This window comes from Barnesiella sp. ET7, assembly GCF_024733785.1.
Taxonomy (GTDB): Bacteria; Bacteroidota; Bacteroidia; order Bacteroidales; family Barnesiellaceae; genus Barnesiella; species Barnesiella merdigallinarum.
The window spans coordinates 63,572-83,301 of the sequence record NZ_JANRHM010000006.1 but is presented as its reverse complement, the minus strand read 5'-3'; the positions used below and the strand labels follow the sequence as shown (position 1 = coordinate 83,301).

General features: G+C 56.1%; 15 protein-coding genes, 1 tRNA gene and 1 pseudogene. 8 read left to right on the top strand and 9 right to left on the bottom strand.

Features of this window, described 5'->3' with window-relative positions:
* The first annotated feature begins 49 nt into the window (after positions 1–49).
* From NW211_RS05240 to NW211_RS05235, 3 genes are all read left to right on the top strand, one after another.
* A tRNA-Met gene (locus tag NW211_RS05240) sits at positions 50–123 on the top strand.
* 504 nt (positions 124–627) lie between these two features.
* Positions 628–873, top strand: coding sequence for a GIY-YIG nuclease family protein (locus NW211_RS14165; RefSeq protein ID WP_375379575.1), 246 nt, complete (start codon positions 628–630; stop codon positions 871–873).
* A 488-nt stretch (positions 874–1,361) separates the two neighbouring features.
* On the top strand, positions 1,362–2,015 hold the full coding sequence (locus NW211_RS05235) for a hypothetical protein (RefSeq protein WP_258327163.1): 654 nt from the start codon (positions 1,362–1,364) through the stop codon (positions 2,013–2,015).
* 146 nt (positions 2,016–2,161) lie between these two features.
* Here NW211_RS05235 and NW211_RS05230 read toward each other — a convergent pair whose 3' ends face one another.
* A complete protein-coding gene (locus NW211_RS05230; protein WP_025278368.1) occupies positions 2,162–2,818 on the bottom strand; it encodes a lipocalin family protein in 657 nt (218 codons plus the stop codon).
* Between the two features lie 223 nt (positions 2,819–3,041).
* Between NW211_RS05230 and NW211_RS05225 the strand changes: the two genes are divergently transcribed.
* Together NW211_RS05225 and NW211_RS05220 are read left to right on the top strand one after the other, a co-directional pair.
* The gene (locus tag NW211_RS05225; RefSeq protein WP_025278367.1) at positions 3,042–3,821 is read left to right on the top strand and encodes an META domain-containing protein; all 780 of its coding nucleotides are present in this window, start codon (positions 3,042–3,044) and stop codon (positions 3,819–3,821) included.
* A 205-nt stretch (positions 3,822–4,026) separates the two neighbouring features.
* Positions 4,027–5,322 carry an alpha-L-fucosidase gene (locus tag NW211_RS05220; protein WP_258327162.1) on the top strand — a complete coding sequence of 432 codons (1,296 nt, stop codon included), beginning with the start codon at positions 4,027–4,029 and terminating at the stop codon, positions 5,320–5,322.
* Positions 5,323–5,423: 101 nt separating this feature from the next.
* Here NW211_RS05220 and NW211_RS05215 read toward each other — a convergent pair whose 3' ends face one another.
* A complete protein-coding gene (locus NW211_RS05215; RefSeq protein ID WP_258327161.1) occupies positions 5,424–5,837 on the bottom strand; it encodes a cupin domain-containing protein in 414 nt (137 codons plus the stop codon).
* A gap of 171 nt (positions 5,838–6,008) precedes the next feature.
* On the opposite strand from NW211_RS05215, the gene NW211_RS05210 reads away from it, so the two are divergent.
* The 3 genes from NW211_RS05210 to NW211_RS05200 all read left to right on the top strand — a co-directional run bounded on the left by NW211_RS05210 (position 6,009) and on the right by NW211_RS05200 (position 10,884).
* Entirely contained in the window at positions 6,009–6,371 is a 363-nt protein-coding gene (locus tag NW211_RS05210; protein ID WP_087408753.1) for a helix-turn-helix domain-containing protein, read from the top strand.
* A 180-nt stretch (positions 6,372–6,551) separates the two neighbouring features.
* Positions 6,552–9,392, top strand: a complete 2,841-nt coding sequence (locus NW211_RS05205; protein ID WP_258327160.1) for a TonB-dependent receptor — start codon at positions 6,552–6,554, stop codon at positions 9,390–9,392.
* Positions 9,393–9,441: 49 nt separating this feature from the next.
* Positions 9,442–10,884 (top strand): hypothetical protein, encoded by a 1,443-nt coding sequence (locus NW211_RS05200; protein WP_087408751.1) that lies wholly within the window; start codon positions 9,442–9,444, stop codon positions 10,882–10,884.
* Positions 10,885–11,157: 273 nt separating this feature from the next.
* Here NW211_RS05200 and NW211_RS05195 read toward each other — a convergent pair whose 3' ends face one another.
* The 7 genes and pseudogenes from NW211_RS05195 to NW211_RS14120 all read right to left on the bottom strand — a co-directional run.
* Positions 11,158–11,823 (bottom strand): GDSL-type esterase/lipase family protein, encoded by a 666-nt coding sequence (locus NW211_RS05195; RefSeq protein ID WP_258327159.1) that lies wholly within the window; start codon positions 11,821–11,823, stop codon positions 11,158–11,160.
* 15 nt (positions 11,824–11,838) lie between these two features.
* Positions 11,839–12,666 carry an N-acetylmuramic acid 6-phosphate etherase gene (murQ, locus tag NW211_RS05190; RefSeq protein ID WP_087408749.1) on the bottom strand — a complete coding sequence of 276 codons (828 nt, stop codon included), beginning with the start codon at positions 12,664–12,666 and terminating at the stop codon, positions 11,839–11,841.
* Positions 12,667–12,678: 12 nt separating this feature from the next.
* Positions 12,679–13,518, bottom strand: a complete 840-nt coding sequence (locus NW211_RS05185) for an ATPase (RefSeq protein WP_258327158.1) — start codon at positions 13,516–13,518, stop codon at positions 12,679–12,681.
* Positions 13,515–14,687 (bottom strand): acyltransferase family protein, encoded by a 1,173-nt coding sequence (locus NW211_RS05180; protein WP_258327157.1) that lies wholly within the window; start codon positions 14,685–14,687, stop codon positions 13,515–13,517. Before NW211_RS05180 ends, NW211_RS05185 begins: the two co-directional genes overlap by 4 nt.
* 12 nt (positions 14,688–14,699) lie before the next feature.
* Positions 14,700–17,498, bottom strand: coding sequence for an FAD-binding and (Fe-S)-binding domain-containing protein (locus NW211_RS05175; protein WP_258327156.1), 2,799 nt, complete (start codon positions 17,496–17,498; stop codon positions 14,700–14,702).
* Positions 17,499–17,517: 19 nt separating this feature from the next.
* Positions 17,518–18,750 carry an exo-beta-N-acetylmuramidase NamZ domain-containing protein gene (locus NW211_RS05170; RefSeq protein ID WP_087881021.1) on the bottom strand — a complete coding sequence of 411 codons (1,233 nt, stop codon included), beginning with the start codon at positions 18,748–18,750 and terminating at the stop codon, positions 17,518–17,520.
* Positions 18,751–18,764: 14 nt separating this feature from the next.
* Positions 18,765–19,559 (bottom strand): annotated as a pseudogene (locus NW211_RS14120) (MFS transporter); the annotation flags it as partial.
* Between the last annotated feature and the right edge of the window lie 171 nt (positions 19,560–19,730).

Sequence of the window (19,730 nt, the reverse complement as noted above, 5' to 3'; positions counted from 1 at the left end):
TATCTTTGCACCGCATTTGACAAGTGGTCGGTGCAAAAATAGACATGATGGCGAGATAGCTCAGTTGGTTAGAGCGCATGATTCATAATCATGAGGTCCCGGGATCATACCCCGGTCTCGCTACAAAGAGAGCTTTAGGAGACTGGAGCTCTTTTTCGTTAAGTTCATATAGCACTTGAAGTGAGGCTTGGTGCTTTTTATTATTGTGGCGAAGGGTTAGGGCGTCCCGATGCAGCATCGGGAAGGTCCCGGGATCATACCCCGGTCTCGCTACGAAGAGAGCTTCAGGTAACTGGAGCTCTTTTTCGTTAAGTTCATATAGCACTTGAAGTGAGGCTTGGTGCTTTTTATTATTGTGGCGAAGGGTTAGGGCGTCCCGATGCAGCATCGGGAAGGTCCCGGGATCATACCCCGGTCTCGCTACGAAGAGAGCTTCAGGTAACTGGAGTTCTTTTTCGTTAAGTTCATATAGCACTTGAAGTGAGGCTTGGTGCTTTTTATTATTGTGGCGAAGGGTTAGGGCGTCCCGATGCAGCATCGGGAAGGTCCCGGGGTCATACCCCGGTCTCGCTACGAAAAATAAAAGTTGCCTCACGATTCAGTGAGGCATTTTTTTTACCTCCTCCAATGTATTACGTTTATATCCTCTATTCACGTACACGCAATCGATACTATGTAGGTTATACTCACGATATAGCCACTCGCTTGTCGAAGCACAATGCGGGAGCTACGCCGAGTACCCGAAGCGGCAGGCCTTGGGAATTGGTGTATAGCGAATCCTATACGGAGAAAGGGGCCGCCATGGCTCGGGAGCGAGAGATAAAGAATAAGAAGAGTAGAATATATATCAAGCAGTTGATAGCGAAGGGTTAGGGCGTCCCGATACAGTATCGGGAAGGTCCCGGGATTATACCCCGGTCTCGCTACAAAGAGAGCTTCAGGAGACTGGAGCTCTCTTTGTATGGGGTCATTCCGCACATGATGCGGAATCCAGGGAATATCCGCAAAGGAAAATACCCGCAAGAGTCACTTGGCTGGGCCCCGTATCGAGGTGCGGGGTGACATGATGCGCATTGCGTGCATGGGAGACACACCCATCATTCCACGCCCCCGACGCGGTATTCAGAGAAATATCGGTAGGGGAGTATAAAAAAAGTTACATATTTTTATCTAAGTTAAAATAGATTTACTATATTTGAAGTGCAGGGGAGGGAACTGTCTGGCAATGTCAAAGGGGAACATGGGCTCTTTTTGTTTGTCGTTATGTTTATCTTTCTGTCTAACAAAGGGTATGTAAAAATAAAAGGTCTCTTTTTGCATGCTTTATGGAATAAAGGCCTTCATCTAAACTTCTTTTTATCATGAAAGACAAGTTATTTGCTTTTTTCGAGCCGTTATGGCAGTTTATCGACAACGGGTCGTTTTATCGTGAGCCCTTCCGTTGGTTGTATGTAGCTATTGCTGTCCTGAATTTGCTGTTCCCGTTGGTGGCCATCTTTGGGGCAATAGGCAGTGGTGTCTTCGAGTATATACCGGGGAAGGTTATTTTTGCCCTCATTTTGATATTTATTCTCATGATAGCCTTGGGCATTATGAGCTTTGTGCTCTGGATAAACAGGCAGAAAAAATTGAAAGAGCTGCTTTGTGAGGATAACGAGTTTGTAGCCATTCCCATGGTGTCGCATTTTATTCAGACCGTAGGCGAGTGGTTGGGCTTCTACATCGGCTTGTTTGGCTGTGTGGCATCGCTGCTGTTCCTGCTGTTTGGCGGCAGTGAGATGATGAACCAGTTGGGCGGAGCCAGCCTGTTGCCGTGGGGCACGGGTGCCGTGATGATAATCATGTACCCGATTATCGGCTTCCTCATTGTCGTTTCGGGCCGTCTGTTGGCCGAGTTGTACCGGGCCATGGCCTCGATTGCCAATAGTGCGAAGCGCATCTCGAATCGGGTGGCCGATGCCGCTCCGGCCGAGAGCGAGGCACCCGCAGAGGCTTCTCCCGCCGGTGAAGAATAACCTCTTTTAAGGATAAAGAAAAGAGCGGCAGGACTCCGTACGGGGGCCTGCCGCTGCTTGTATGCGGAGAAGGGGAGAAGGGGGGGAGGTTCTCCCGGTCGTTTTCTCTTGAGTCTGTTCAGGGGTGAGTTGGCCGGGGAGTCGGGTCAAGGCATGGGGGATACCTCGATAACCTCTTTTACCCGATAGACACCGTCGTATTCGGCGGCAAATCCTTCGGCCGATTTCCCGGCGTCGACCACTCGCAGCGAGGCTTTCACGGCGGTGTAGGGTTTTGCCTTCTCGCCGACGGCCTTTTCGTACAGAGGCTTCAGGGAATCGGTTTCGTCGATAATCCAGTATTCGGCCGTATCGCCGTCGGCAATAAACGAGCGCACCTCGTGCCCGATGATCAATCGCCCGTTCACCGTGAAGGAGAGCGGGGTCGCCGGTTGTATAAGAGTGGCCGGTATCGAACTTTGCGGACGGGCAAGGCTCATCACATAGTCGCCCTTTTTCAATACGAGGCTGTCGGCCGTGAGTTTGCCGATTTCGAACGTATCGGCAAAGGCGATGGTCTGGTGGTTGCCGATGCTTTCGCCCGAGAGGATAAGCCGGTCGCCCTCCCGACTCCACTGTTCGTATTGGAGGGTTGCCATGTTGATCGATGATGCTTCGCCGTTTTCTTTCAGGTCGATACCCTGTATGGCATCGGGGTTACCCGGTATCGGTTCGATCCATTGTCCCGTCAAGGAGGCTTTGTTCTGACAGGCCGAGGCCAGAATAGCAATAGCTGTCAAGGCCGTGAACATTTTTGTTTTCATTGTTGAAAAGTGTTTTAGGTTTATGGTACTTTCTGCAAAGCTATGAATAAAAAGGAATTTTGGTATCCCGATACCCCGGGAGAAAAGAAAGAATATACAAATGCGAGACGGTTTTAAGACAATTTAATGTATCGTAGCGCAGTATTGGCCTTTATTTTTGTTTTATCTTTATACGAGAAATTCGTGTAGAAAATATAGAATAGAAACTAAAACAAAAAGAACTATGAAAATGAAGTGTTTATATGTGGCTGTGGCTGCTGCCGTGCTTTCGTTGGCTGCGTGCCGCTCCTCAAAAGATGCCGTGTCGGTAAACGATCTCGACGGCGAATGGAATGTAGTGGAGATTCAAGGCCAGGCCGTGCAGGCCGAGTCGCAACCCTTTATCGGGTTTGATGCCCAAGACGGACGGGTATATGGTTATACCGGTTGCAACCGGCTGATGGGTGCTTTGACCCTCTCGAAACCCAATAAAATCGAATTGGGGCAGATGGCCTCTACCCTCATGGCTTGTCCCGATATGGAGACCGAGCGGCTCATGCTCAATGCGTTGGCCTCGGTGAAAAGCCTCAAGTGCTCGGGCAAGACGTTGGTGCTGTATGGAGCGGACAAAGAGCCGGTGATGCTGTTGCAGAAGCGTTTCGAAGTCGTGCCCCTGTCGAGCCTGAAAGGCGACTGGCGTGTGGTGAGCCTCTACGGAGCCGCTTTGCCCGAAGGCATGGAAACCGTGCCAGCACTCAACTTCGACGTGACAGCCAATCGGGTAACCGGCAATTCGGGTTGTAACCGGCTTTCGGGTGCGATTAACCACGACGGGGCCGACGAGAACTCCATCTCGTTTGGCAACGTGGCCTCTACCCGTATGGCCTGCCCCGACATGGATACCGAGAATCAGGTACTCTCGGCCCTCAACAGCGTGCGTTCCTACGGTCTGCTCGACAACGGCCGTCTGGCACTCATGAGCGAGGGTGGCACGATTGTGCTCGAGTTGGAACGGAGCAAATAAACTGTTCCAGATATACAGGTGAGACCGAGGGGCCGCCTTCCCGCCATGCGGGAGGGTAGCCCCTCGGTTGTTTTTGTGCTCTGGGGGGTATGGATTTTTGCGCCTCCGGAGTGTGCTTTCCGCAGATTTTCCTTACATTTGTATGGGTGTCGGGCCCCTTCCCGGCATCGACCTGATACACATGAAATACTAAAAACAAGAACCGATGAAAAAATGGATTGCAACGCTTGCATGCTTCTGCCTGCTGTCTGTGTCGGCGCAGGCCCAGAAGTATGTACCTACCCCCGAGAATCTTCAGAACAGGAAAGAGTTTGCCGAGAGCCGGCTGGGTATCTTTATCCACTGGGGCCTGTACAGCACCTTTGCACAGGGTGAGTGGTATATGAACAATGCCAGTGTCGACGCCCGCGAATATGCCAAGGCCATGAACGGCTTTTATCCCCACCGTTTCGATGCCCGCCAGTGGGTGTCGGCCTTCAAGGCTGCGGGGGCGAAATACATCTGTTTCACCACCCGGCATCACGAGGGCTTCTCCATGTGGGATACCCGGTGGTCGGACTATAACATCATGAATACGCCCTACGGCAAAGACATCGTGCGGCAGCTGGCCGAGGAGTGTCACCGCCAGGGCATCAAGCTGCACCTCTATTACTCGCACATCGACTGGACCCGCGAGGACTATCCCGCAGGCCGTACGGGCCGGGGGACCAAGCGGCTCGACCGCGCCGACTGGCCGGCATACTATCGCTTCATGAACAACCAGTTGACCGAGTTGCTCACCAACTACGGCGAGATAGGGGCCATCTGGTTCGACGGCTGGTGGGACCACGACGTGGATTCCGTCCCCTTCAACTGGGAGCTGGAGGAGCAGTATAAGCTCATTCACGACCTGCAACCCGGCTGCCTGGTGGGCAACAACCACCATCAGACTCCCTTCGAGGGCGAGGACATCCAGATTTTCGAGCGCGATGTGCCGGGCGAGAACAAGGCCGGACTCTCGGGGCAGGATATCAGTGCGCTGCCGCTCGAGACCTGCCAGACCATGAACCACTCGTGGGGGTACCGGGTGACCGACCAGGAGTATAAATCGACTCGGGAGCTTATCCAGCTGTTGGTGCGCACCTCGGGCAAAGGGGCCAACCTGCTGCTCAACGTCGGCCCGCAACCCGACGGTACGTTGCCCGAGGCTGCCTTGACCCGCCTGGCCGAGATGGGCAAGTGGCTCGATCGCTACGGCGAGTCGATCTATGCCACCGTGGCCGGCGATTACCGCGAGGGCGACAACCTCATCACGACCCGCAACGGCAACGTGCTCTATGTGCATATTCTGAATACCGACATCGAGCAGGTGAAGATGCCGGTTGCGCAGAAGGTGAAGAGTGTCGAGGTGCTGGGCGAGGGTACCCGCATCGACTACAAGTACAGGAAAGGGGAGCTGACTTTCGCCGTCGATGTTCCCTCCGACTGCATCGACTATGTGGTGAAGGTGACGCTCAAATAGTCATCGGACTTTGCAATAATAAAACGCAGCAATAAAACGCAGGGCTTCGCTCCCATTCGAGGGGAGCAAAGCCCTGTGGCTTTTTTTCGGGAGAGACAGGCTTATTTCCAAGCCGTGGCCTGCTCGGTAATTACACCGTCGTTCAACGTGCATTGGTCGAGGCTACCCTCTTTGACCTGGATGCAGAGGTAGAGCATGCTGCCGGCCGAGGTGCAGCGCAGCGAGCGGTTGCAGTGGGTGGCTACACGCACGATAGAGCCCTCGGCAATGGGGAAGGCGGTGTCGTCGACCTGGAAGTCGCCCGAGCCCCGCAGAATCAGATAGACCTCTTCGTTCTGCTTGTGGCTGTGGAAGAAGGGGACTGCCTGGCCCGGCTCCAGGGTGCTGAACGAGATTTCGCAACCGGTGGTGCCTGCACAATCTTTTACAAACTGTTTGCCGGCAAAGGCGCTCAGGTCGCCTACCGTGGCGTGGGTGAATTTTTCACCCTCATTGACTTTACGAATTGTTTCCATTTTCTTATCGATTAAGTTGGTTTATGATTGGTTACTAAAAATAACTTTATTATTTTTGTAGTGCGAAGATGCTCTTTTCCCGGCTCCCTTGCAAGAAGGCACAGCGAGATAGGTAAGTTACACCGAGGTAACGAATGCAGGAAATCAGGAATATACAAAATATTAAATAAGATGAAAACTTTTCTTCATACCGGAGTTTGTCCCGTGCGCGATATTTTGAGCCGGCTGGGCAGCAAATGGTCGGTGCTGGTGCTCGAGACCTTGCACGAAAACGGCACCATGCGCTTCAACGACATACAGCGCTCGTTGGGCGACATCTCGCAACGCATGCTCACTGTCACGCTGCGGTCGCTCGAGGAGGATGGCATGCTCACCCGCCGGGTCTATGCCGAGATACCGCCGCGGGTCGAGTATACCCTCACCGAACGGGGGCAGAGCTTCATGCCGGTGCTCGGCGAGCTGGTGCGCTGGGCCTTCGAGCACTCGGGCGACATCATGGCTTCGCGGGAGGCAATGCGCTCCGGGGAGTCGTAGTGTTACCCTTTTTGTTTCTAATCGCTCTGTTTGACAGATAGATATACATCTGTTGAAACATTTTTGATAAATGCAGGTTATCGAAATGTAACAGATGTTATATGCTCATTCACGTCGTTGTCTCATCTTCGTAGCCCCATGCCCATATCTTTGCGGCGGAAAGAAAAAAGATAAGAAAGTATGGGTAAAAACAGATTATTAGCGATTGTTTTAGGATTCATTTTTACACTTCGGGTGTTGGGCGCTCCGGCTACCGGCTCGATTACGGGAACCGTACAGGACAAGAAGAGCGGCGAGACCATCATCGGAGCCACCATCCAGGTCGAGAATACCTCGATAGCTGCGGCTACCGATATAGACGGGAACTTCGCGTTGAAGAGCGTGCCGGCCGGCAAACAGGTGATTGTCTGCCGCTATCTCTCGTACAAGACGGCCCGGATACCGGTCGAGGTAGTTGCCGGACAGAGTGCTGCTCCGCTGGTAATCGAGCTCAAAGAGGACGGGGTTGCCCTGCAAGAGGTGGTGGTCTCGACCTACCGGCGCAACGACACCGAGACGTCGCTCATCGAGGGAATGAAGGCCCAGGTGCAGGTGGCGAGCGGTATCTCGTCGCAGCAGATAGCCAAGACGCTCGACCGCGATGCCTCCGAGGTGGTGAAGCGCGTGCCGGGTATCTCGATTCTCGACGACCGCTTTGTGGTGGTGCGGGGATTGGCCCAACGCTACAACAACGTGTGGATCAACGGCAACACGGCTCCGAGTCTGGAGTCGGACAGCCGGGTCTTCTCGTTCGACATGCTGCCCAGTTCGCAAATCGAAAACATGATTATCTATAAGTCGCCGGCTCCCGAAATTCCGGCCGACTTTGCCGGCGGTTTCATACGCATCACTACCAAGAGCCTACCGCTGCGCAACTCGGTGCAGGTGAACTACACCACCGGGTTCAATACCAGTACACAGTTTACCGACACCCGGCTCAACCCCGGCAGCTCGACCGACTGGCTGGGCTTCGACTTGAGCAAACGCCCCCTCTCGAGCAGCATGCCTTCGCACATGGATGTGGCCGGCAGCAACCCCGACGAGGTGACACGGCTGACCCGTTCGTTCAACTCCGACTGGCGGGTGAAGAGCTACATTCCCATGCCCGACCAGCGGCTGTCGCTCACCGTCAACCGGCGGTTCGACACCGAAGGGGGCACCGAGATAGGCATGACCACCTTCATCAATTACAGCAACACCTACAAGACGATACAGGATATTGTCAACGCCCGGTTCGGCGTCTACTCGTCGGAGGCCGACAAGCCGGTCTACCTCGACGACTATATCGACAACCAATACTCCAACGACGTGCGGGTAGGGGCCATGCACAACTGGTCGTTTGTCTTCAGCGACCGCAACAAAATCGAGTTCCGCAACCTCTTCAACATGCTGGGTAAAAACCGCCTGACCGAACGTACCGGCGAGCGCAACATCAGCAGCCCCTTCTACCGCGAAGAGACCGAGATGCTCTACCAGTCGCGCCTCACCTACCTGGGGCAGCTGGCCGGCAACCACTTCCTCGACGAGCACAAGCTGCACTCCCTGTCGTGGAACGTAGGTTACAGCTACGCCTACAAAACCGAGCCCGACCGACGCATCATCGTCAACCAGGCCGGTATGAGCGAGGGCGCCGACGTGTCGCAACTGAAGGTGGGCAACGAGGAGATCTCGCGCTACTTCCAGTCGCTCAGCGACCACCTCTTCTCGGGGAGTGTCGATTACAAGGGCTCTGTCAATTTGGGTTCCATCCGCTCGACCGTCAAGGGCGGCCTGATGGGCGAATACCGCACCCGCAGCTATACCCCCCGCGAGTTTGTCTACCGCTACGACAACCTCACCGTGGCCGAGCGTCAGGAGTACCTCTACCTGCCTTACGAAGAGATGATGAGCGATGCCTGGCTGAGTGCCGACAAGGTCTACATCGACGAAATCACCCAGAAGACCAACGCCTACGAAGCCACCAACCTCTACGGTGCCGGCTACGGAGCCATCGAGCTGCCGCTGGGCCAATTCAACATCTACGCCGGGTTGCGCCTCGAGTATAACCGACTGCGCCTCACCCGCGACAAGTCGATGTCGGCCACGCAAACCCTGCTGACCAGTCGCGACTACGTCGACCTCGACCTGTTGCCCTCGGTCAACGCCACCTACAACTTCAACGAGCAGCACCTGTTGCGGCTCGCCTACGGCCGCTCGCTCAACCGGGCCGAGTTCCGCGAGGTGTCGCCGGCCGTCTACTACGACTTCGACCTCTTCAACGAAATCGGCGGTAACGAAGATTTGAAAACCTGTAAGATCGACAACCTCGATTTCCGCTACGAGTTCTATCCCGCCCGGGGCGAGATGGTGAGTGTAGGGCTCTTCTACAAACATTTCGAGAACCCCATCGAATGGACCTTCATCGACATGGGCGGTACCCTGCGCTACAACTACGAGAATGCCCTCTCGGCCCAGAGTCTGGGTGCCGAGGTAGAGATACGTAAGAGCCTCGACTTCATCGGGATGCGCAACTTCAGCCTGCTGTTCAACGCCACGCTCATCAAGAGCAATGTGCGGTTCGACGAGTCGGGCATCGTCAAGACCGAAGACCGCCCCATGCAGGGCCAGTCGCCCTACATCATCAACGCCGGGTTGTACTACCAGAACGAGAAGTGGGGCCTGATGTCGTCGCTCCTCTACAACCGCCTGGGCAAGCGCATCATCGGTATCGGCAAGTCGAACAGCACCACCCACGACGTGAGTGTGAACATACCCGATACCTACGAGATGCCCCGCAACAGCCTCGACTTCACCATCTCCAAAAAGCTGGGTAAGCTCATCGAGCTGAAGGCCGGCGTGAAGGATATACTGGCCGAGAAGGTGGTCTACAAGCAGTTCCCGCAGTTCTACGATGCCGCCGGTCAGTTGCAGGAGCGCGAGCAGGTGACGAAATCGTATCGTCCGGGCCGTGCGGTGAGTGTGGGTATCACCTTCAATTTCTAATCTCGAAAAAAGATAACTTTTCTATCATACTAACCAAAAAGAAAATCAAATGAAAAAGCTATTCAAAACGATTGCCTTCGTATGTTTGGCAGCCATGACCGTAGTAAGTTGTGATGAGAATAACGACGAACCCGTTGTTCCGGCCGGTTCGAGCTACGACCTGGGCGATGGTTCCGATGCCTATGAGATTTCGTCGGACATGACTTTGACCTATCCCAATACCTATAACCTGCGCGGTTTCGTATATGTAACCGAGGGGGCTACCCTCACCATCGAGCCGGGTGTGGTTATCAAGGGTGAGAAAGAATCCAAGGCTACCCTGATTGTAGAGCGGGGCGGCAAACTCATTGCCGAGGGCACGAAAGAGCGTCCTATCGTCTTCACGTCGGCTCAGGCTCCGGGCAGCCGTAAACCGGGCGACTGGGGCGGTATCATCCTCTTGGGTAAAGCCAAGAACAACAAGGGCGAGCAGACCATCGAGGGCGGCGTACGCAGCAAACACGGCGGTAACGACGATGCCGACAACTCGGGTGTGCTGAAGTATGTACGTTGCGAGTTTGCCGGTATCGAATATTCGGTCGACAACGAAATCAACGCCATCACCTTCGGGTCGGTCGGCAGCGGTACGACGGTCGATTATGTACAGGTTTCCTACTCGGGCGATGACTCTTACGAGTGGTTCGGCGGTGACGTCAACTGCAAGCACCTGGTAGCTCTGGGTACCTGGGACGACGACTTCGATACCGACAACGGTTTCTCGGGCCGTCTGCAGTTCCTGGCAGCCGTACGCGACCCGAAAATCGGTGACAAGTCGGCCTCCAACGGTTTCGAATCGGACAACTGCAGCGACGCCGCTACCATCGAGCCTTACACCTCGTGCGTATTCTCCAACGTCTCGATGTTCGGTCCCGTGGTTGATCCGAACAATTACACCGACGAAGCCGGCGTGAACGGCAGCAATACCGACGCCCACTTCCAGGCTGCCATGCACCTGCGCCGCAACACCCAGTTGAGAGTGTTCAACTCGGTATTTGCCGGATTCCCCCTCGGTCTCATCATCGAGAACGACAAGAACTCCACGACGCAAGACTTTGCTACGGCCGGGAAACTGGTGGTAGAGAACTGCCTCTTTGCCGGTATGGTCAAGAACTTCCAGGATGCCCAATACTGGGAGAACAACACGCCCTACAGCCCCACCGACAACGGTGCTTTTGCTGACAGCTACTTCAACCGGGCCGACGGCAAGAACCACGCCTATGCCGCTATCGCCGACCTCAAGTTGCAGGGCAATCCCCAAAGCCTCACGGGCTTCAACCTGATTCCTTCGCAGGAGAGCCCGCTGGTAAGCCAGGCTGCCGACTGGAGCAACCCGCTGGTAGCTTCGGGATTCGAGCAGGTTTCGTACATCGGTGCCTTCTCGCCCAGCGAAACGGCCGACAACAACTGGATGACCGGCTGGACCAACATGGATCCCCAGAACACAGTCTATTGATACAACACAATCTGATTTAACTGAACACAATCTAATACGGTCGGGCCTGTGCCCCGGGCTCGACACTTGAAGGGTTAGCAATAACCGGGAACATAAAGGGTTCTATCGTCGCTCTCTCGGAGGGCAGGATAGAGCCCTTTTTCGTGTACCGTCTGTCCGGAGGGGGCTTGTCGGGAGCAGGGAGAAACGGCTCCCGGACGTATATCTATACGGCGAGGGGGATAGACCGGTGGTTCGGCCTATCCCCCTCGTGGTATGGAGTGAGAACTTTCGCTATTTCAAGTAGGGTTGCAATACCTCTTTCCACACCAGATAGGCATCGCCCAGCAGGTGCAGCCCGTCGTTGGTGTAGGCGGGGTCGAGGTCGTTCGAGCCGGGGGCCGTGAGGTGCGAATAGAGGTCGATATAGGTGCACTGCTCGGCGGCGGCCAGTTGCTCGAGCCGCTGGTTTATCTCGACGATCTGCGGCTCCTTGCCCGCGAGTTTGCGGTACTGCCCGAACGAGTTGTTGATGGGCAGCATACTCTGTATGTAGAGCTGCGTGGCGGGGCTGTCGTGGCGTATCTTGCGCACGATTTGGGCGATGTTGCCCACGATGCTGTCGGTCGAGAGGTCGTGCGACACGTCGTTGATGCCGATCATCAGGAAAATCTTGGCCGGTTTCCCCTGCACGATGGGCTCGAGGCGGTCGTAGACCCCCATGGCCACGTCGGAACTGATGCCCCGGTTCTTGACGTTGGGGTTGTCGAGCAGTTCGTGCCACTCGCAGCCGTTGGTGATGCTGTTGCCCAGGAAGATGATGTCGTCGCTGTCGACCGACAGCTTCTCGAAGAGCGTGGCCCGCTGGTAGTAGAAGAGGTTGTAGTGGTAGACCTCTTGGGCCGACAGGGCCGTGGCCCCTACGAGCGACAGCAGCAGAAGGACGGGAATCTTTTTCATAGGACTCGGCTCCTTTTATTTGTCGGGATTTTCGGCGTGATAGGCATCGACGGCTTTCTTGACCGAGCCGTGCAGGAGCAGCAGTCGTTTGGCGTGCTCGTAGTCCATGCCCAACTCTTCGGAGACCATGCGGGTGCCCCGATCGACCAGTTTCTGGTTGGAGAGTTGCATGTTGACCATGCGGTTGCCTTTGACCCGTCCCAACTGTATCATGACCGAGGTGGTAATCATGTTGAGAATCATCTTTTGTCCCGTACCCGATTTCATGCGAGAGCTGCCGGTCACATACTCGGGGCCCACAATCATCTCGATGGGCACGTCGGCCTCGTGCGAGATGGGCGAGTCGGGGTTGCTCGAGATGGAGCCGGTGAGGATGCCGTGCTCGCGGGCGGCCCGCAGGGCCCCGATGACGTAGGGGGTAGTACCCGAAGCGGCGATGCCGATGACGGTATCTTTGGTGTTGATGTGGTGTTCCTGCAACTCTTCCCAGCCGCGGTTCATGTCGTCCTCGGCATTCTCGACCGGGTTGCGCAGGGCGATGTCGCCGCCGGCAATGAGTCCGATGACCAGCGTGGGCGGCATGCCGAACGTGGGGGGAATCTCCGAAGCGTCGAGCACACCCAGCCGTCCGCTGGTGCCGGCGCCCATGTAGAAGATGCGGCCGCCCTGTTTCATGCGGGGCACGATTTGGGTGACGAGTTTCTCGATTTGGGGGATGGCCTTTTGTACGGCCAGGGCTACCTTCTGGTCTTCGGTATTGATCTCTTCCAGAATCTCACGAACCGATTTTTTTTCGAGGTTGTCGTATAGAGACGGTTGCTCGGTGATTTTCACGAATGCCATAGCGATTGCGTTTTATAGGGTTGAATGATATTCTACAAGTCCGTCCATGGGGCTTTTGATAATGGTGCCCAGCTCGATTTGCAGGGCGTTGGCGGCCTCTTCGAGCACCTCCTTGTAGTAGTAGGCGATGGAGCCGATGAAGTGCACCTTCACGTTTTTGTAGTCGTACTGCATGACGTTGCGGGTGAAGAAGTTCTTGAAGCCGTTGAGCACGATGCGGTGTATGCAGGGCTCCTCGATATTCTCGATGAGGAAGGGCGAAACCGAAGCCAGGAACCGGTTGGGGAAGGGCTTCTTGTAGACCCGGTCGAGAATCTCCTTGGGGGTGAGGTCGAAGCGTTTGAGAAACTTCTCCTTCAACTCGGGGGTAAGCTGGTTCTTGAGGCAGTCGCCCACCAGCAGCTTGCCCAGTACGGCGCCGCTGCCTTCGTCGCCCAGGATGTAGCCCAGAGGCGATATGTTGTCGACAATCTCTTTGCCGTCGTAGTAGCACGAGTTCGAGCCGGTGCCCATGATGCAGGCGATGCCCGGCTTGTGGCCGCACAGGCTGCGGGCGGCGGCCAGCAGGTCGCTGCCTATCTCGATGTGCGCGTCGGGTATGTGGCGGGCGATGGCCTGCTCGACAATGGCATTCTTCTCGGGGAAGGCACAGCCTGCACCGTAGAAGTAGACGGCATCGATTTTCAAGCCCTCGAGGTGAGGCATGAGTTTGTCTTTGACTACGAGGCTTATCTCCTCCTCGGTCTGGAAAAACGGGTTGGTACCCTCGGTAGTAATTCGTTTGACGGGAGCTCCCTGGTTTACTACACACCAGTCGGTTTTGGTTGAACCGCTATCTGCTATAATAATCATATCTTTATATATATTTTCTTTTTATACAAAACATATCCTACGAGCCAGTTTACCCCGATGAAGAGCAGGGCGAAGATGAGCGAGGCGAAGGTCTCGTCGCCAAACAGGGGTACGAGCCACTCGTTGTAGATGACCCCCTTCAGCGTCATGGCCGTGCCGCCGTAGGTGACGTAGATGTTGCCCAGGAGGATGCTCAGCACGCCGCCCAGCACATACATGAACAGGGGGTTGATGCCGAAGGCTTCGAAGAAGCGGCTCCACCTTTTGTAGCCTTTGATGTCGATAATCCAGATGAGCAGGGCCAGCGCACTGGCGGCGAGCCCGCAGGTGGTGAGGGCGAAGGTGGGCGACCATATCTTTTTGCTGATGGGGCAGCCATACTCGAGCAGCAGGCCCGCAAAGGTGAGTATGGTACCGGCGATGAAGAGGTTTTGCATGCGCACGGCATTGTCTTTGGTGTGCATGATGAGGCCTCCGCAGAATACGCCTATCAGCACGTGGCATATCGACGGGATGGTGCTGAGCAGACCTTCGGGGTCGAAGGCCAGGCCGCTGTCGTGATACATGTGATTGGTACCCAGCACGGCGCGGTCGACTACCGAGATGATGTTATCTTCGGAGAACTCGAATCCCCGGCCCGTAACCAGAACGACAAAGTAGGCCAGCAGGGCCACGATGACGATGTGCGGGATATACTTGTGCTTGACCAGCAGCGACACGAAGGCGGCCACGCCGTAGCAGATGGCCAGACGGGGCATCACGCCCAGGATGCGCAGGTGATCGAAGTTCCACATCGACCGGCCCAGACGCTCGAGCCACGGCAGCGACTCTTCGCCCAGTTGGTGATAGTTGCGCATGGTCAACCCGAACCACGCGATGGCCAAGCCGATGGCAAAGATGACAATCGTGCGGCGAATGATTTTCCAGGCCACCGGCCCCGATAGTTTGAAATCGAACTTCCGCAGCGACATGTAGGTCGATATACCCATGATGAACATGAAGAAGGGGAAGACGAGGTCGGTAGGGGTGAGCCCTATCCACTCGGCGTGCTCCAGCGGGGCATAGATGTGACCCCATGAGCCGGGGTTGTTGACCATAATCATACCGGCTATGGTGATGCCTCGCAGGATGTCGAGCGAGAGGAGTCGTTTGCTGGGTGGGTTGTTCATGGCGTTTTTCTTTTATTTTTTAGGGGTTGTACATTGGTCTACCAGATAGACGATCGAGAGGTAGGGAATGCCTGAGTTGGTGGTCAGTCCTATCTCGCAGGTGCGGCTGTTGGAGTAGCCGGTCTTTACGCCGGCTTTCTCGAGTTGGGGTTTCAGCTTGCGCAGGGCGTAGGCGTTGACCTCGGGGTGCGTGAAGCCGCGGTCGCCGGCAAATCCGCAGCAGCCCACCTCGTCGGGTACGACGACGTGGCGCGAGCAGAGCCGGGCCAGCTCGACGAGCATGTTGCCTAGGTTCATCTTCCGCATCGAGCAGGTGATGTGCACGGCGATGGGGGCGTCGATGGGGGTGAATTGCAGCTTGTCGCGCAAGAAGGTGTAGATGAACTCTACCGGTTCGTAGAGTTTGACGCGGGTCATCACCTCGCGCATGCGGTGCAGGCAGGGGCTCTGGTCGCACAGCACGGGGTAGCGCCCCTCGTGGCTGGCTTCGTAGAGAGCATCTTCCAGTTCGGTCGACTTGCGGTCGGCAATATCGCGCATGCCTTTGCTCTCCCAGATGGTACCGCAGCAAAGGTTCTTCATGTTCTTGGGGAAGATGACTTCGTAGCCAGCCTTTTGCAGCAGGGCTACGGTCTTGTCGATAAGCGGCGTGGGGTCGGGCGAGTTTTTGGCCGGGCCCATGGTCTGGTTGATGCAGCTGGGGAAGTAGACTACCTTCAGCGGTTCGGCATGTTGTTGTATCGTGTGCGGACGGTAGGGTTTGGGCATGGCCGGGGTCCACAGCGGCAGGCCCATGCGGTGCAGCGTGCGGCCTACGGCGCTCATCGATTTGTCGCCCAGCAGGGAGTGTGCCACATTGGCCAGGTAGAGCACCGGACGGATGCTGGCTTTGGTACCGGCAAAGTGGTTGGCTACCCAGTCGCCGGTTTTGTAGCCCAGGCTTCCGGCGGGCAGGCTCTCTTCGCGCAGGTCGTGGGTGAGGTCGCCCACGCTGATTCCCATCGGGCACGACATGGAGCAGAGTCCGTCGCCGGCGCAGGTGGCGTTGCCCAGATATTTGTATTGTTTCAGCAGGGTGTGCATGCGCGCCTGACTCTCGGCGTCGGCCAGGTGGCTCAACCGGGAGATTTCACGCCGGATGACGATGCGTTGGCGCGACGAGAGCGAGAAGCCGCAGGTGAGGCAGTTGACCTCGCAGAAGCCGCACTCGATGCAACGGTCTACGTGGGCGTTGGTGAGCGGCATGGGTTTGAAGTTCTTCAGGTGGCAGCGCGGGTCGTCGTTGAAGATGACACCGGGGTTGAGCAACCCCTTGGGGTCGAAGAGCTCTTTGACGGCCTTCATGTAGCCGAATGCCTTTTCGCCCCACTCGTATTTGACGAAGGGAGCCATGTTGCGGCCCGTGCCGTGTTCGGCCTTGAGCGAGCCGTCGTATTTGTCGACCACGAGGCTCTTCACCTCGTCCATCAGTCGCTCGTAGCGGGCCACCTGTTCGGGCGTGTCGAACGACTGGCTGATGATGAAGTGGTAGTTACCCTCCAGAGCATGGCCGTAGATGCAGGCATCGTCGTAGCCGTTCTCTTCGAGCAGGGCCTGCAGGTCGGCAGTAGCCTCGGGCAGGTCGTTGATGGGGAAGGCCACATCCTCGATGAGTACGGTGGTGCCCAGTTGGCGGGTGCCGCCTACCGAGGGGAAGATGCCCGAGCGGATGGCCCAGTATTTCGAGTACTCCTCGGGCTTGTCGGTGAAGTGTATGGGTGTGGCCGTCTGGAAGGGGGCCAGTATCTTTTTGATGGCCTCGATGTTGGCCTGGAGCTCTTCGGGCGAGTCGGCCTTGGTCTCGGTGAGCACGGCGGTGAGCCCTGTGCCGGTGGTGTCGCCCACCGAGGCGAGCGACTTCTTGTCGAGCATCTCGGCACTGAATACCGGGCCCTGCTTCATGGCCACGACGGCGTGGCAAGCCTCCTTGATGTCGTTGAAATAGAGCATGGCGCTGGCCGAGCAGGGGTAGTCGTGCTCGGTCTTCATCGTCACTTCGGAGAGGAAGGCGAGCGTACCTTCCGAGCCCACCATGAGGTGGGCGATGAGGTCGAACGGGTCGTCGTAGGTGACGAAGGGGAGCAGGTTGAGGCCGGTTACGTTTTTGATGGAGTATTTCCGGCGGATGCGCTCGCTCAGGGCCTGGTCGGCCCGGATGTCGTCGCGCAACTCGACGAGCCGTTTCAAGAAGTCGGGGTGGCTCTGCTCAAAAGCCTGTCGGCTGGCGGGATCGCCCGTGTCGAGGCGAGTCCCGTCGGCCAGGACGATTTTGGCCGACAGCAGCTCCTTGTCGCTGTTGGCGTGGGTGCCGCAGTTCATGCCCGAGGCGTTGTTCATCACAATGCCTCCTACCATGGCCGATTTTACCGAGGCGGGGTCGGGTGCGAATTTTCTGCCATAGGGTTTCAATATTTCATTCACACGGGCCCCGATGATGCCGGGCTGGAGCGTGATGCGCGTATGGTCGTCCGAGATGGCGTATTGTTCCCAGTTCTTGCCGGCAACAATCAGTATCGAGTCGCTTATGCTCTGTCCCGAGAGCGAGGTCCCGGCAGCTCTGAAAGTTACCGGCAAGGCATACTTGTCGGCCAGGGCTAGCAGCCGGGCCACCTCAGCCTCGTTTTTCGATCGGATTACGATCTGAGGGATAAGGCGATAAAATCCGGCATCGGTACCCCACGCCAGCAGGCGCAGTTCGTCGGTGTAGATACGGTCTTGGGGAATGAATGTCCCGACCTCTTTCAGATAAGCGTTGTACTTTTGATCTTTCATCTCGGTCTGTTACTTGGTGTTACTTATAAAGATAGTATTTGCGTGACAATTTCTTGAAGCTCTCTACATCTTTATACCAGTAGTCCTTGATGTCGTCGAAGCGGTAGTTCTTGGAGAACCGCTCGCGTATCTGGTTGCTGCCGCACACCTTGTCGAACATGTCGAAACGCTTTTCGGTTTCGGGCCCGAAAGCCTTCTTGTCGGGGTACATGGCAGCCAACTCCTGCAAGATGTAGAACTGGACCTCGGAGAGGCGAGCCTTCCGATAGTCGAGGATGTGCACTTGTACTCCCTGCAAGTGTTCGCCCTGCCCGAAAGCGTAGAAGGGCTTCAGGTGTATGGGGCGGAACTTGATGCCCGGCAACTCGAGCGCGTTCATGCGGTCGGCCAGCTTCTCGGCGTCGATCCACTGGGCGGCAAACATCTGGAACGGAATGGTGTACCCCACGCCTATCGACAGATAGGGCAACTCGCCTACGATACCCGACAGGGGGTAGAAGTAGGCCGAGTGGGGGTGCGGAATATGGGGCGACGAGGGTATCCATTGCAGCCCCGTCTGGGCATAGTCCATATTGCGTTTCCAGTGTTTCATGGGTACGACCGTGAGCTTGCAGTCCTTGGCCAACATGTGTTCGCCCACCAGCATGCGAGCCAGCTCGCCGCAGGTGAGTCCGTAGACGTAGGGAATCTTGAACTGGCTCACGAAGGAGAAGTAGCCGTCCTCGACGATGTTGCCTTCGACCTTCTCGCCCCCGATGGGGTTGGGACGGTCGAGCACGACAAACTCGATGCCGTTTTCGGCGGCAGCCTCCATGGCTACCCCCATGGTGCTGATGTAGGTGAACGAGCGGCAGCCTATGTCTTGGATGTCATAGACGAGCACATCGATGCCCTTGAGCATCTCGGGGGTAGGTTTGCGGGTCTTCCCGTACAGCGAATAGACGGGCAGTCCGGTCGAGGGATCGGTCGAGTTCTCTACCTTGTCGCCGGCATGCACGTCGCCGCGCACACCGTGTTCGGGACCGTAGAGGGCTACCAGATTGACGTTGGGAGCTTCAAACAGGATATCGATGGTCGATTTCAGCGAATTGTCCACCCCCGTAGGGTTGGTGATGAGACCGACTCTTTTCCCCTCCAGTATCTTGAAGTTATCTTTTTTCAGAACCTCGATTCCTGTCATTGTTTTCTGTGCACTCAATCCTCCTGCAAAAATTGCAATCAGGCACAAAATTATATACTTTTTTAATGTCATAGACTTTCTTTTTGCTATTTTGTTACTGTTTCATTTTCGTTTGCATCCTTCTTGCCGTAGTTGGGGTCGATTTTGATGAAGGCACACACGGCGATGGTGGCGGCGCAGCAAATCATTACCCAGTAGAAGAAGTGTTTATACCCGATGAGCTCTTGCAGCCAACCGGCAGCCATGCCCGGCAACATCATGCCCAGAGCCATGAAGGCGGTACAGATGGCATAGTGGGCGGTCTTGTGCTCGCCGTCGGAGAAGTAGATGAGGTAGAGCATGTAGGCGGTGAAGCCGAAGCCGTAGCCAAACTGCTCGATGAAGACGCAGAGGTTGATGATGAAGAGACTGTCGGGCTGGTAGTAGCTGAGGTAGACAAAGGTGGCGCAGGTGAGCGAGATGCTCCAGGCCATGGGCCAGAGCCATTTGCGCAGGCCGCCTTTGGCTGCTACGATACCGCCGATGATGCCGCCGACGGTGAGGCCCAGGATGCCGATGGTACCGTAGACCAGACCTACCTGGCCGGTGGTCAGACCCAGACCGCCCAGCTCTTTGGGGTCGAGCAGGAAGGGGTTGATGAGTTTCACCAGCTGTGCCTCGGGCAGACGGTAGAGCAGCATGAAGAGGACGGCCACCCATACCTGTTTCTTCTTGAAGAAGGTGACGAAGGTGGCGAAGAACTCCTTGAAGATGTTCGAGGCGGTAGCCTCGCATACGGCCCGGTCGGAAGCGGGTTTGGGCAGAATGTATTTGTGATACAGGCAGATGGCGATGAAGAAACCGGCCAGTACGAAGAAGGTGATGGACCAGGCCAGGGCGATGTTGCCCGAGGTCGACTCGAACGAAGCCGATGAAGCCTCTTTCAGTTTCGGGTCTACCTGTATGGTGATGTAGGCGGGTTTGTTCCAGTTGTCGGCGTTGAACTCGATGCGGTCGCCCTGAGTGAGGAAGATACTCTGGTCACCCGTTTTGTGCACGGTGTTGAGTACCAC

What these genes read in the sequence shown, in the direction of transcription:
- NW211_RS05200 (WP_087408751.1), top strand. Translation starts at nt 9,442, where the DNA reads ATGAAAAAGCTATTCAAAACGATTGCCTTCGTATGTTTGGCAGCCATG.
- NW211_RS05175 (WP_258327156.1), bottom strand. Translation starts at nt 17,498, where the DNA reads ATGAAAGATCAAAAGTACAACGCTTATCTGAAAGAGGTCGGGACATTC.
- NW211_RS05215 (WP_258327161.1), bottom strand. Translation starts at nt 5,837, where the DNA reads ATGGAAACAATTCGTAAAGTCAATGAGGGTGAAAAATTCACCCACGCC.
- NW211_RS05225 (WP_025278367.1), top strand. Translation starts at nt 3,042, where the DNA reads ATGAAAATGAAGTGTTTATATGTGGCTGTGGCTGCTGCCGTGCTTTCG.
- NW211_RS05235 (WP_258327163.1), top strand. Translation starts at nt 1,362, where the DNA reads ATGAAAGACAAGTTATTTGCTTTTTTCGAGCCGTTATGGCAGTTTATC.
- NW211_RS05230 (WP_025278368.1), bottom strand. Translation starts at nt 2,818, where the DNA reads ATGAAAACAAAAATGTTCACGGCCTTGACAGCTATTGCTATTCTGGCC.
- NW211_RS05180 (WP_258327157.1), bottom strand. Translation starts at nt 14,687, where the DNA reads ATGAACAACCCACCCAGCAAACGACTCCTCTCGCTCGACATCCTGCGA.
- NW211_RS05205 (WP_258327160.1), top strand. Translation starts at nt 6,552, where the DNA reads ATGGGTAAAAACAGATTATTAGCGATTGTTTTAGGATTCATTTTTACA.
- murQ (WP_087408749.1), bottom strand. Translation starts at nt 12,666, where the DNA reads ATGGCATTCGTGAAAATCACCGAGCAACCGTCTCTATACGACAACCTC.
- NW211_RS05220 (WP_258327162.1), top strand. Translation starts at nt 4,027, where the DNA reads ATGAAAAAATGGATTGCAACGCTTGCATGCTTCTGCCTGCTGTCTGTG.
- NW211_RS05195 (WP_258327159.1), bottom strand. Translation starts at nt 11,823, where the DNA reads ATGAAAAAGATTCCCGTCCTTCTGCTGCTGTCGCTCGTAGGGGCCACG.
- NW211_RS05185 (WP_258327158.1), bottom strand. Translation starts at nt 13,518, where the DNA reads ATGATTATTATAGCAGATAGCGGTTCAACCAAAACCGACTGGTGTGTA.
- NW211_RS05170 (WP_087881021.1), bottom strand. Translation starts at nt 18,750, where the DNA reads ATGACATTAAAAAAGTATATAATTTTGTGCCTGATTGCAATTTTTGCA.
- NW211_RS14165 (WP_375379575.1), top strand. Translation starts at nt 628, where the DNA reads ATGTATTACGTTTATATCCTCTATTCACGTACACGCAATCGATACTAT.
- NW211_RS05210 (WP_087408753.1), top strand. Translation starts at nt 6,009, where the DNA reads ATGAAAACTTTTCTTCATACCGGAGTTTGTCCCGTGCGCGATATTTTG.